Origin of the sequence: Streptomyces lasiicapitis, assembly GCF_014646335.1 — a bacterium.
GTDB classification, from domain to species: domain Bacteria; phylum Actinomycetota; class Actinomycetes; order Streptomycetales; family Streptomycetaceae; genus Streptomyces; species Streptomyces lasiicapitis.
Genome location: NZ_BMNG01000021.1, coordinates 12,878 through 24,966 on the forward strand (window position 1 = coordinate 12,878; position 12,089 = coordinate 24,966).

Here is a 12,089-nt window from a genome sequence, read left to right on the forward strand (position 1 = left end):
GATCCGGCGGCCGGAACTGACCCATGCGGCCCCACCCGTTCACACGCGACGCGTAATCGCCTCGACACGCCCCGCTTTATGTTGAAGATTGAACAGAACAGCGCTACAGTCAATCTCGTTGAAAGCTAAACAACTTTCGACCCCGACAAACTCAGGAGCAGGTCATGGGAATCTTCAGCCGCAAGGACGACACCAACACCGCAGCCGCGCCCGCCCCGGAGCTCGCCGCGCTGACCGGTGAGTACACGCTGGATCCCGCGCACACGGCGATCGGCTTCGTGGCCCGGCACGCGATGGTCACCAACGTCAAGGGTTCCTTCCAGGAGTTCACCGGCGCCCTGCACCTGGACGGCGCCGACCCGTCCGCGTCGACGGCCTCCCTCGACATCACGATGGACAGCATCGACACGGGCAACGCGGACCGCGACGGCCACCTCAAGAGCGCGGACTTCTTCAAGACCGACGAGTTCCCGCAGATGACCTTCCGCTCCACCAAGGCCGAGGCGCTGGGCGGCGAGGACTACCGCATCACCGGCGACCTCACGATCCTCGGCACCACCAAGCCGCTGACCATCGACCTGGAGTTCAACGGCGCCGCGAAGGACCCGTTCGGCAACGAGCGCGTCGGCTTCGAGGGCAAGGCGGAGATCCTGCGCTCGGAGTGGGGCCTGACGTGGAACGCGGCCCTGGAGACCGGCGGCGTCCTCGTCTCCGACAAGATCAAGCTCAACTTCGACATCTCGGCCATCAAGAACGCCGCCTGACGCACCGCCTGACGGAACGTCAGACAGAACGCCTCTCCGGGCAGGCACGACACGGGGTCGGATACCGTTCGCCGGTGTCCGAGTTCATGTCGCAACTGCCTGCCCTCATAGGCGTGGTCATCGGTGCCATGGGGTCGTACGTCGCCGTCATGCGCGGCGAGCGCGTGCGCTTCCGCCGGGAGCGCGAGTCACGCTGGGAGGAACGGCGACTGGCGGTCTACACCGAGTACGCGCGCGTGCTCAAGCAGACCGTCACGCTGACCTACCGGATCGCCGCCCACCAGGGCAACGACCCGCATCCCCACCCCCTGTCCGCCACGGACGCCGAGCCCCACCTGGCCGAGGCCGCCGACGCGCGCGACCCCGCCGGGGAGGCGCTGCTGCTGCTCGGCGCCGTACCGGTGGTGGCGAAGGCGCGGGTGTGGGTGGTCGTGGTGATCGAGATGGAACGCTTCCTGCGCACGGGCGCGCACGACCCGGAGGCGTGGGCGGAGCTCCTCGTCCGCCAGCGGATCGCCCGGGAGGGCTACTACGCGGCCGTACGCGACGACTTGGGCCTGCCGCCGGGCCACTCGGGCCGCTGGGAACTCCCCTCCCGCAGGCCACCGGCCGCTTGAACGCCGGCCCGGATCAGCCGAAGGCCCTCAGAACCCGCCCCCGAAGTCGCCCCCACCCCCGAATCCGCCGCCTCCGAAGTCCCCGCCCCCGAAGTCCCCGGAGGAGAAGTCCGCCCCGGACACGTCGCCGCCCTCGTAGCCGGCGCCCGCGCCGAAGTCGCCGTACCCGGAGCCGTAACCGGCGGCGTACGCCGGGCTCGCCATCATCGTGCCGAGCATCGTGCCGACCAGGAGGCCCGGCAGCAGGCCGCCGCCGAAGTAGCCGCCCGCCCAGGGGCCGTACGCGGGACCGGCCTCCCAGTAGGGCCGTCGCTCGCCGGAGTCGGTGACGACGGTGCGGGCCATCGGGTCGGCGCCGTCGGCCAGACGCACGGCGTCCGCCGCGCACACGGGCACCTCGCGGGGCGCGCCCTCGGCGGGCGTCCACTCCGCGTCCTTCACGGAAGGGCCGTGCCGCGGGTCGAAGAAGCAGGGGGCCCGGCGCTCGGGCAGCGGGCGCCCCTCGCGGCGGGCGGCGAGCAGCGTCAGCGAGAACCGGCCGTCCTCCAGGGCCTGCGTGACCGCCCGCACCTGCTCGGGCCGCTCCGCCGACGCCATGAAGGACTTCGCCTTCTCGTAGGCGTCGAGGGAGCGTTCGTAGTCCGCGCGCATGGCGTCGTCCGCGCCGGCCTCCGCCGGGTGGAAGTCGAGCCGGTCCAGCTCCTCGCCGAAGGCGGTGATGTCCTCGTCGACCACGACGCGCAGCTTCTCCAGGGCCGCGCGCTGCTCGTCCTCGTGCTTGCGGCGCTTGCTGCGGGCGATCGCGTAGGCGCCGGCACCGCCCGCGACCACCACCGCGCCGAGCCCGATCAGCGCCCCGACGGGCGCCCCGCCGTCATCGCTAGCGGATCCGCCCCAGGAGGCGGGGGCCGACCCGGAGGTCTGCGGGAGCGCCTGGTCGACGAAGTCGTTGAGCTGGGACTTCGCGTCCTCGCCCTGGACGAGCGAGGAGAGGTTGGAGGCGGCGTTCCTGGAGAGCACCGAGGCGTCCGCCCTCGTGTCGAAGCGGTCGCCCAGGCGGACGGCGTACAGACCGGTGACGCCGGTCGCGGTGCGCAGGTCTTGGAAGAGGTCGTCGCGGCCGGGGAAGGAGGCGGGGAGTACCGCCACGAACACCGGCTTGTCGGCCTTCTTGATCTTGTCGGCGAGGGCGTTCGCGTCCGCCGCGGAGAGCTGCGCGGACGCCGCGTCGTCGACGTACACCGGATTCTTCTTCAAGGCGTCCGCCACCGCCTGGACGTCCGTCGCGGCCTGGGCTCCGGGCGCCGCCGTGAGCGTGGCGCCGAGGGCCAGGAGCAGTCCGGACAGGATCAGGGTCAGCCGCGACGCCGCCTGCCTGGTGGGCCTCATACTTCACGCTAACTCCTCCGCGGCCGAAACGTTCCCTCCGGTGGTCACCGAAAGCGTTCCGCACCCGCGCCCCCGAAAGCGTTTTCCGCGTTCGGCTCCTGAAGTCTTGACGGGTCCTTGGGGCGGCAGTTAACTCACGCCTTGAACTAAGGCATGACGTAGCCATGACACTCGCCATGGCTCTCCGACCCGACCCCACGAAGGGCGGCGAACGTCCCATGCGCAGACCCACCCCCTCCCCCTATGGGCCCACCCGGATCACCCGCTTCCTGGCCGCCGGAATCCTCACCACCGCCGGGCTCACCGGCCTCGGCGCCACCCCCGCGCAGGCGGCCGGCGAGCAGGTCTCCATCTGGCTCACCACGACGGACGACAGCGGCGGCCGCCATGTCACCCGGGGGCTGCAGCCGCAGACCCCGGTCAATTTCCAGCCCGGCACGGGCGGTGGCGGCACGAACATCACCGTCGACGAGAACTCCCGCTTCCAGACCTTCACCGGCGGCGGCGCCTCCTTCACGGACACCGCGGCCTGGCTGATGGACGGCAGCGGAGCGCTCACCCAGGCCAAGCGCGACGAGACGATGCGCAAGCTGTTCTCGCCGACCGAGGGGATCGGGCTCTCCTACATCCGCAATCCCATGGGCGGCTCCGACCTGGCCCGCTTCGGCTACACCTACGACGACATGCCCGCCGGGCAGACCGACCCGAACCTCGCCCGCTTCTCGATCGCGCACGACCTCCAGGACGTGCTGCCGCTCACCAAGCAGGCCAAGCAGCTCAACCCGAAGCTGACGACCGTCGCCTCACCCTGGACGGCCCCGGCCTGGATGAAGGACAACGGGCAGCTCAACGGCGGCTGGCTGAAGGCGGAGCACTACGGGACGTACGCCCGGTACTTCGTGAAGTACCTCCAGGCCTGGCGCGACAACGGCGTGCCCGTCGACTACGTCACCGCGCAGAACGAGCCGACCTGCTGCAACGGCTACCCGTCGATGAGCTGGAACGGCAACGGGCTCGCGTACTTCACGAAGAACGAGCTGCTTCCGAAGCTCGCGGGCGCGGGCCTGCCCACCAAGGTCCTCGCGCACGACTGGAACTGGGACACCTACGACGCGTACGCCGCCCAGACCGTCGACGACGCCGCCGTGCGCTCGCACCCCAACTTCGGCGGGATCGCCTGGCACGGCTACGGCGGCAACGTGCAGAAGCAGACCGAGATCCACAACAAGTATCCGCAGCTGGACGCCTTCCAGACCGAGCACTCGGGCGGCACCTGGATCGGCAATCAGCAGCGGGAGGACATGATGAACATCATCGACTACACCCGGAACTGGGCGAAGTCGGTGACGAAGTGGTCGCTTGCCGTGGACCAGAACCGCGGTCCGCACAACGGCGGCTGCGGCACCTGCGACGGGCTGATCACCGTGCACAACGGCGACGGGCGGCACGGGCAGGTCGATTACACCATCGAGTACTACACGATGGGGCACCTGACGAAGTTCGTGCAGCCGGGTGCCGCCCGCGTCGCCTCCACCGCCAGTTCGGACGTGCCGAACGTGGCCTGGCGTAACACGGACGGCACGAAGGCACTGATCGCCTACAACGACTCCGCATCGGCGAAGACGGTCACCGTCAACTGGGGCGGGCAGCACGCGACTTACTCGCTGCCGGGCAAGACGTCGGCGACGTTCACCTGGAAGAGCTGACGTCCGGAAGAGCTGACGTCCGGCGTGCCGGGGTCGGGCTATTCCGCCGGCTCGACCCCGGCGCGCAGCAGGCCGTAGGTGACCGCGTCCTCCAGGGCCTGCCACGACGCGGCGATGACGTTCTCCGCGACGCCGACCGTGGACCACTCGCCGTCGCCGTCCGTGGTGGAGATCAGCACCCGGGTCGTGGAGGACGTGCCGTGCTTGCCCTCCAGGATGCGGACCTTGTAGTCCACCAGCTCCAGCTTGGCGAGCTGGGGGTAGATCCGCTCCAGGCCCACGCGCAGCGCCCGGTCGAGGGCGTGGACCGGGCCGTTGCCCTCCGCGGTCGCCACGATCCGCTCGCCCTTGGCCCACACCTTCACCGTGGCCTCGTTGGCGTGCGTGCCGTCGGGGCGGTCCTCGGTGATGGCGCGCCAGGACTCGGTGCGGAAGTAGCGGCGTGGGGTCTTGCCGCCTTCCGGGCCGCGCAGTTCCTCGCGCAGCAGGAGTTCGAAGGAGGCGTCGGCGGCTTCGTAGGTGTAGCCCTGGAGTTCGCGTTCCTTGACCCGCTCGACGACGCGGCCGATCAGTTCGCGGTCGTCGCCGAGGTCGACGCCGAGCTCCTTGCCCTTGAGCTCGATGGAGGCGCGGCCCGCCATGTCGGAGACCAGCATGCGGATGCGGTTGCCGACGAGTTCGGGGTCGATGTGCTGGTACAGGTCGGGGTCGACCTTGATCGCGGAGGCGTGCAGGCCCGCCTTGTGGGCGAACGCGGAGACGCCGACGTAGGGCTGGTGGGTGGCGGGGGTGAGGTTCACGACCTCGGCGATGGCGTGCGAGACGCGGGTCATCTCGCGCAGCGCGCCGTCGGGCAGGACCCGCTTGCCGTACTTCAGCTCCAGCGCGGCGACGACCGGGAACAGGTTGGCGTTGCCGACGCGTTCGCCGTAGCCGTTGGCGGTGCACTGCACGTGCGTGGCGCCCGCGTCGACGGCCGCGAGGGTGTTGGCGACGGCGCAGCCGGTGTCGTCCTGCGCGTGGATGCCGAGCCGGGCGCCGGTGTCGGCGGCGACGGTGGCGACGACGGCCTGGACCTGGGCGGGGAGCATGCCGCCGTTGGTGTCGCAGAGCACGACGACGTCGGCGCCCGCGTCGGCGGCGGCCCGCACGACCGCCTTCGCGTACTCGGGGTTGGCGCGGTAGCCGTCGAAGAAGTGCTCGCAGTCGACGAACACGCGGCGGCCCTGGGAGCGCAGGTAGGAGACGGTGTCGCGGACCATCTCGACGTTCTCGTCGAGGGTGGTGCGCAGGGCCAGCTCGACGTGCCGGTCGTGCGACTTGGCGACCAGCGTGATCACCGGGGCGCCGGACGCGAGCAGCGCGTTGACCTGCGGGTCGTCTGCGGCCTTGGCGCCGGGGCGGCGGGTCGCGCCGAACGCGACGAGCTGGGCGTTCTTGAACGTGATCTCCGCCTGCGCGCGGGCGAAGAACTCGGTGTCGCGCGGGTTGGCGCCGGGCCAGCCGCCTTCGATGAAGCCCACGCCGAAGTCGTCCAGATGCCGGGCGATGGTCAGCTTGTCCGCGACGGTCAGGTTGATGCCCTCGCGCTGCGCGCCGTCGCGCAGCGTCGTGTCGAACACGTGGAAGGAGTCGTCCACCTGGAAGGAATCGTCGGCCACATTGCCGGGCACAGGGGATGAATCGTCGGGCTTGCTGGTTTCCGTCATGCTGTCTGGCTCCTGTGTCGGATGTCGGTCTACCGGAATGACCGGCTCCACCACCCCCATGATCCCTCGCGCTCCTTTTCCCGGCTGTGGGTGGGCCGGAAAACGAAAAGACCCCTCGCGGGTGCGAGAGGTCTGCGCGCGGGTCGAGGACGACGGTGTCCGCCTGTACGTGATGAGTACCGGGGCGGTCACTGCGGACCGGCGCGCTTGCTGCCAATAATCATGGCGAACACGAGCATGGGAGGCAGAGTGCCACAGCTCTCGTGGCACCCGCCTCCCTGTCTCACGATGCGGTCGGGCCCGGACAGACGGCCCGGCTCACGCGGTGGCGTGCTCCGCTCACGTGGTGCTGCTCAGCTCACGTTGCGCCGTACGAAGACGTCCCGCGCCGTGTTCGTGTCGCCCGGGACCAGGTTCGTCGCGTCCGAGGTGAACGTGAACGTCTTGGCGTCCGCGCTCAGGGCGTACGCCGGCCAGCCCTGGTCCTCGCTCTCGCCGCCGCCCTGGGGCACGTTGACGCGCCGCGTCTTGCCCGTCTTCAGGTCCCGTACGTACAGCGGGCCCTTGGCGGGGTCGCCCGCGGTGAGGCCGGACGCCGAGGAGATGAAGGCGACGTGGCGGCCGTCGGGGCTGATGTCGGGCTGGTAGGAGTCGTCGCCGGTCTGGCCGCCGCCCGCTTTCTGCGTGACCTTCTTGTAGGCGCCGGTGCGGGTGTCGAGGCGGTAGATGTCGCTCTTGCCGTTGGTGTCGGCGGGCACCAGCGCCTCGGCGGTGTCGAAGGCCGCGTACCGCCCGTCCTTGCTCAGCGAGGGCACGCCGATGCGCAGGTCCGCGCCGGTGGGCGAGAGGTCGATGCGCTTCGTCCTGCCGGTCGTCGCGTCGTACGTGTACGTCCTTCCCCCCAGGCCAGGACGGACCTGGCCGAGGCCGTAGCCGACGTGGCGGCCGTCGGCGCTCAGGGAGAGCCCGCCGATGATCCACGTGGGCTGGCCGGTGACGATCTCGCTGACCAGACGGGTGCTGCCCGCCTTGCGGTCGCGCAGGTAGATGCCGGTCCACATGCCGTCGCCGCCGCCGTCGCCGTGCTCCTTCAGCTCCGAGACGAAGGCGACGTACCGGCCGCTGGCGCTGACCTCGGCGCCGACGACGTAGTCCCCGAAGACCGGCTTGTCGTCGTCGGAGAGGCTGACGATCTCGGTGCGGCCGGTCTTGCGGTCCTTCAGGAACGTGCCGCTGTAGAGGCCGCCGGGCTTGTCGACCTGCGCGGAGTAGGTGACGTACCGCCCGTCCGCGCTGATCGACGGGTCTCCGGCGTGCGAGGTGTACTGCTCGCCGGAGTCCTGGAGGCTGATGCGCTCGACCTTCTTGGTGCGCAGGTCGCGCAGGTAGATGTCGGTCTGGCCGTTGGTGTCGCCCGGCACCAGGTTGGCGGCCTCGGACGCGAAGACGACGTACCGGCCGTCGGCGCTGATGTCCGTGGCGTCGGACGGCCCTTCGGCCTGGGCGCCGTCGCCGGCGACGCTCACCCGCTCCGTGCGGGGAGCGGGGGCGCGGGTGTCGGCGGCCGCCGCGGCCGGGAGCACGGCTCCCGTGACGGCGGTGACGAGCGCGGCGGCCAGGGCCGCGCGGGTGGTGAGACGCATGGGTGGTTCCCCCGAGAGATGAGTTGCCGTGTCCGGTAGGACTGTTGCCGGCTGTTGCTGGTTGTACGTCGCCGGCTGATCAACCGCGCGCTGCCCGTGGCCGGTTCACGCGGGTACACGGACGGAACACGGCTCTTGGTTCCCCCTGGTGGTCCACACCGCGGTGAGTGCTCCTTGTGTGCCGTCCGTGTGCGCTCCCCCGCGCCGGTCAGCGGATACGGCGTACGAAGACGTCGGTCCGTGCGTTGGTGTCACCCGGCACCAGGTCGGTGGCGTCCGAGGCGAACACGACCTGGCGGCCGTGCGCGGTGACGGCGCCCGGCTCGACCCCGCCGGGGCCGACGGGCGTGCGCCTTCCGGTGCGCACGTCGAGCAGGGTGAGCGCGGTTCCGTCGTCGTCCTCGGCCAGAACCGCGTACCGGGCGTCCGGGCTCGCGGACCCGGCGGGCTTCTCGGCGACCTTGCGGGCCGTCGCCCTGCCCACGTCGTACACGTAGGTGCTGTCCTCGGCGACGAAGAGCACGGTGCGGCCGTTCTCGCTCACCTTCACGAACCCGGCGGCGCCGAGTCCCCCGTCGGCCTGCGCCGTCTCGCCGGTGGCGCGGTCGCGTACGACGATGTCGCCGCCGTCCTCGGACCGCTTCTGGTAGGCGAGGAGGCGGCCGTCGGCGCTCAGGGAGGCAGCGCCGATCAAGTCGCCGCCGTCGTCCGCGCCGTCGATCGGCTCGTTGGCACCGGTGGCCATGTTCCGTACGAACAGTCGCTGGGCGGGGTGGAAGCGGTCCCCCGAGGTGTAGGCGACCTGGCCGCCGTCGGACGTGACGGCGCGGAGCAGGCCGGTGCCGTTCCCCGGCGCCCCCACGTTCACGTTCTCGCCCGTCTCACGGTCGTACAGCATCGGCGACGGGGACTTGGTGCCCGCCGTGTGGCCGACGTAGCGGCCGTCGTGGCTGAGCAGTGGCGTCCCCCAGGAGGAGTCGCCGCCGTTCGGGATCAGCGTCAGCTTGCCCGTGACCCGGTCCTTCAGGGCGAGACAGGTGTACGTGTTCTGGTGGCACCGCAGCTCTTGCGCCTTGGTGGCGAAGGCGACGTGGCGGCCGTCGCCGCTGATCGCCGCCTCGCGCGAGGGCCCGTCGAGCTGCGACCCGTCGCCCGCGAGGCTCACCCGCTCCGTGCTCGGCCCCCGAGCCTGCGTGTCGGCGGACGCCGTGGCCGACAGCGTCGCAACGCCGACCGCCAGAGCAACTGCCGTACCCTGTAAGGTCCTTGCGCCCTTCACCCATGCCCCCCGTTCACTTCGTGTGCCGTACGAACACGTCGGTGGCGCCGTTGGTGTCGTCCGGCACCAAGTCGGCGGACGCCGAACTGAACGTGACGGCACGGCCGTTGTCGGACACCGAGCCGCGCGCGGCCCGTGCGTCCGCCGGGCCGATGTCCGTGCCGCGGCCCGTGCGCAGGTCGAGTACGCGGAGACCGTCGGCGCCGGTGAGGACGGCGTGGCGGCCGTCGGGCGTGGCCGACACCGCGCGGCCGTCCGCGACGCGTTCGGTGGTGCCGGTGCGCACGGTGTGGACGGTGTGGACGGTGTGTACATAGAGTCCGCCCCGTGCGTTGAACAGGACGCGGCGGCCGTCGTTACTGAGCCGGACCAGTTCAGCGGTGCCGAGGCCGGTGTCGAGCTGGGTGCGCGCACCGGTGCCCGGCTCCTTGAGGAAGACGTCGGCCCGGTCCTCGGGGCCCTCGCTGTAGCCGCCGATCTGGTACGCGACGCGCGAGCCGTCGTCGGCCACGGACGCGCCGCCCTTCTGGCCCTCCTCGGGCCCCGAGATCAGCTCGTCCGTGCCGGTCGCGGTGTCGCGGACGTACAGCAGCCGGAAGTTCTGATTGCCGTTGCGATTGCCGATGGTGTACGCGACGCGGGTGCCGTCGGGGCTGATCGCCTGCACGGCGCCGAGTTCGTTCGAGCCCGGCGGGTCGGCGGGCCACAGCCGGGTGCTGGTTCCCGTAGCACGGTCATGGAGGTAGGGCGCGGCGAAGCGTTTGTTCGCGGTGAAGGCCACGCGGCTGCCGTCGGAGCTCAGGAGCGGGGTGCCGTAGAGGTGGCCGCTGCCGAGGTCGATGCCGGTCAGGGCGCCCGTGCGGAGGTCCTTGAGCTTCAGGCAGTGCTCGTACTGGTCGCAGCCGAGGGCGGGTGCGCGGGTGAGGAAGGCGGCGTGGCGGCCGTCGCCGCTGAGCGCCCCGTCCGTGGAGGGGCCGTCGAGCTGGATGCCGTCGGCGGCGGTGCTGATGCGTTCGGTGCGCGGGGTGCGGGCGTCGGCGGTGTCACGTACGGCGGTGTCCGCGGTGGCCGTCGCGGTCAGCGTCGCACCACTCAGTGCGATACCAAGTGCCGCCGCCCACAAGGCCCTTGAGCCGAACGCCCACCCTCGAGTCCGGGGCGTCCGCGTCATCGGCGCGACCACTGGAAGACATCCGTCACGCCGTTCGTGTCACCGGGCACCACATCCGTCTCCGCCGACGAGTAGACGACGGTGCGGCCCTTGGCGCCCACCGCGCCGGGCACGGCCGAGCCCGTCCCGACGACGTCGACGCGGCCGGTGCGCAGGTCGCGCAGGCGCAGCGTCGACGCGTCGTCGCTGTAGAGGAGGTGGCGGCCGTCCGGGCCGACGGCCTTGGCCGAGGTGCCGGGGAAGTGCTTGACCTTGCCGGTGCGCAGGTCGCGTACGTAGGCGCCGTTCGCGGAGTTCAGCACCACCGTGCGGCCGTTGCCGCTGATCTCCACGAGGGTGGAGGCGGTGCCGTCGTCGGCGCGCTTGAGGCCGCCGGTCTCGCGGTCTCGGACGAAGACCTGCTTGGTGCCCGCGTCCTCGTAGGCCACGTAGCGGCCGTCGGCGCTGATGGACGGGTTGGCCATGTCGCGGGCGGCGTCGGGCGGGCCGTCGCTGACTGCCTCGCGGGTGTCGGTCTGCCAGTCGTAGACCTCGATCCGGTAGGGATCGGCGGGGTGCTGCGGCCGCAGGACGTACGCGACGTAGCGGCCGTCGGCGCTGATCACCGAATCGCCGGAGCCCTCCTTGAAGCCCTTGGCGTCGACCCGGCGCTTCTCCCCCGTCGTCAGGTCCACCACGAAGGCGGCCGTGGTGTGCGAGCCCCAGTCGAGGTACGTGGCGTAGCGGCCGTCGTCGCTGATGTCGGGGGCGGTCAGGCTGTTCTTGATCCTGCTGACCGCGCGGGAGTCGCCGTCGCGGACGTGGGCGGAGCTCTGCGGCCGTGGCGCGGTGTCGGGCGTGAGGTTGGTGGCGCCGCTGCTGAAGGCGGCGTGGCCGCCGTCGGTCGTGACGGTCGCGGCACCTGAGGCGCCGTTGGCCTCGGTGCCGTCGGCGGCGACGCTGACCCGCTCGACGCGGGGCGCCTGCCGCGCGGACGGAGCGGCGGACACCTCGGCCGCGTGGGCCGTGGTCGGCAGCGCGGTGATCCCGACTGCCGCTACCAGTAAGGCACTTAACGACACACGTCTGACAGTGACCATGAATCCCCCAAGACCTGCCCGCCCCCGGCCCGGCGCCGAAGGCCCCTGCGGATACAAGCGCACCCGGAGCGGCCCCGCAATCCGCAGGATTGCGTACAACCTGGACGGACCCCTACGCGTCCGCGCCGAGCGCTTCGTCCAGGAACTCCCTTGTGTGCGCGAGGACTTGGTCCCGTCCGGTGCCGCGCAGGCCGATCGCCACATGGATGGAGAACCCGTCGAGCAGCGCCCGAAGGCGGGCCGCGAACCGGTCGGCGTCCACGGCCCGGAACTCCCCGCGCGAGACGCCCTCGGCGAGCAGCGCCACCAGGTCGCGGTGCCAGGCACCCTCGATGGCGGCCTGCCGGTCGCGGCCCTGCTCGTCGGCGTTCAGGGAGCGGTTCCAGACCTCCAGCCAGAGGATCCAGTGCGGGTCGCGGTGCCCGTCGGGGACGTACAGCTCGACGTACGCCTCCAGGCGGGCGCGCGCCGGTTCCGGCCGGGCCAGGAGGCGGCTCCGCTCGGCGCCGAGCCGCCCCTCGCTCCACTCCAGGGTGCGCAGGAGCAGCTCGTCCTTGGAGCCGAAGTAGTACAGGAGGTGGCCGCTGCTCATGCCGACCTCGCGGCCGAGCGCGGCCATGGTGAGCTGTTCCAGGCCGTGCTCGGCGATCATCTCCATGGCCGTCGCGAGGACGTCTTCTCGCGGGGGCGCGTTCTTGCGTGCGCTTCGCTGGGCGCGCGCTTCGGCCACGT

The 12,089-nt window shown here is 71.3% G+C and carries 9 protein-coding genes and 1 pseudogene; 3 read left to right on the forward strand and 7 right to left on the reverse strand.

The genetic code is table 11. The annotated features are described in order from the left end of the window. Positions 1–164: 164 nt before the first annotated feature. Positions 165–764, forward strand: coding sequence for a YceI family protein (locus IEY91_RS36475; protein WP_164320222.1), 600 nt, complete (start codon positions 165–167; stop codon positions 762–764). Between the two features lie 74 nt (positions 765–838). Next, positions 839–1,381, forward strand: a complete 543-nt coding sequence (locus IEY91_RS36480; RefSeq protein ID WP_164320224.1) for a hypothetical protein — start codon at positions 839–841, stop codon at positions 1,379–1,381. Between the two features lie 27 nt (positions 1,382–1,408). Here IEY91_RS36480 and IEY91_RS36485 read toward each other — a convergent pair whose 3' ends face one another. Further along, a complete protein-coding gene (locus tag IEY91_RS36485; RefSeq protein ID WP_189177214.1) occupies positions 1,409–2,770 on the reverse strand; it encodes a hypothetical protein in 1,362 nt (453 codons plus the stop codon). Between the two features lie 218 nt (positions 2,771–2,988). On the opposite strand from IEY91_RS36485, the pseudogene IEY91_RS36490 reads away from it, so the two are divergent. After that, positions 2,989–4,467: pseudogene (locus IEY91_RS36490) on the forward strand (glycoside hydrolase family 30 protein); the annotation flags it as partial. Between the two features lie 47 nt (positions 4,468–4,514). On the opposite strand, the gene cimA reads toward IEY91_RS36490, so the two are convergent. The 6 genes from cimA to IEY91_RS36520 all read right to left on the reverse strand — a co-directional run bounded on the left by cimA (position 4,515) and on the right by IEY91_RS36520 (position 12,015). Next, a complete protein-coding gene (gene cimA / locus IEY91_RS36495) occupies positions 4,515–6,185 on the reverse strand; it encodes a citramalate synthase (RefSeq protein ID WP_229697467.1) in 1,671 nt (556 codons plus the stop codon). 353 nt (positions 6,186–6,538) lie between these two features. Continuing rightward, positions 6,539–7,828, reverse strand: a complete 1,290-nt coding sequence (locus IEY91_RS36500; RefSeq protein WP_189177215.1) for a TolB family protein — start codon at positions 7,826–7,828, stop codon at positions 6,539–6,541. 208 nt (positions 7,829–8,036) lie between these two features. After that, positions 8,037–8,993, reverse strand: coding sequence for a hypothetical protein (locus IEY91_RS36505; protein ID WP_189177216.1), 957 nt, complete (start codon positions 8,991–8,993; stop codon positions 8,037–8,039). A gap of 127 nt (positions 8,994–9,120) precedes the next feature. Beyond that, positions 9,121–10,278, reverse strand: a complete 1,158-nt coding sequence (locus tag IEY91_RS36510; protein ID WP_189177217.1) for a TolB-like translocation protein — start codon at positions 10,276–10,278, stop codon at positions 9,121–9,123. Further along, positions 10,275–11,339: a TolB-like translocation protein gene (locus IEY91_RS36515; RefSeq protein ID WP_189177218.1), complete on the reverse strand. Its 1,065-nt coding sequence runs from the start codon at positions 11,337–11,339 to the stop codon at positions 10,275–10,277. Before IEY91_RS36515 ends, IEY91_RS36510 begins: the two co-directional genes overlap by 4 nt. A gap of 130 nt (positions 11,340–11,469) precedes the next feature. Beyond that, positions 11,470–12,015, reverse strand: a complete 546-nt coding sequence (locus IEY91_RS36520; RefSeq protein WP_229697474.1) for a TetR/AcrR family transcriptional regulator — start codon at positions 12,013–12,015, stop codon at positions 11,470–11,472. Positions 12,016–12,089: the final 74 nt, after the last annotated feature.

Bases quoted from the DNA above. Each gene is read 5' to 3' on its own strand.
- IEY91_RS36485 (WP_189177214.1), bottom strand. From the start codon at position 2,770: ATGAGGCCCACCAGGCAGGCGGCGTCGCGGCTGACCCTGATCCTGTCC.
- cimA (WP_229697467.1), bottom strand. From the start codon at position 6,185: ATGACGGAAACCAGCAAGCCCGACGATTCATCCCCTGTGCCCGGCAAT.
- IEY91_RS36520 (WP_229697474.1), bottom strand. From the start codon at position 12,015: ATGGAGATGATCGCCGAGCACGGCCTGGAACAGCTCACCATGGCCGCG.
- IEY91_RS36475 (WP_164320222.1), top strand. From the start codon at position 165: ATGGGAATCTTCAGCCGCAAGGACGACACCAACACCGCAGCCGCGCCC.
- IEY91_RS36510 (WP_189177217.1), bottom strand. From the start codon at position 10,278: ATGACGCGGACGCCCCGGACTCGAGGGTGGGCGTTCGGCTCAAGGGCC.
- IEY91_RS36500 (WP_189177215.1), bottom strand. From the start codon at position 7,828: ATGCGTCTCACCACCCGCGCGGCCCTGGCCGCCGCGCTCGTCACCGCC.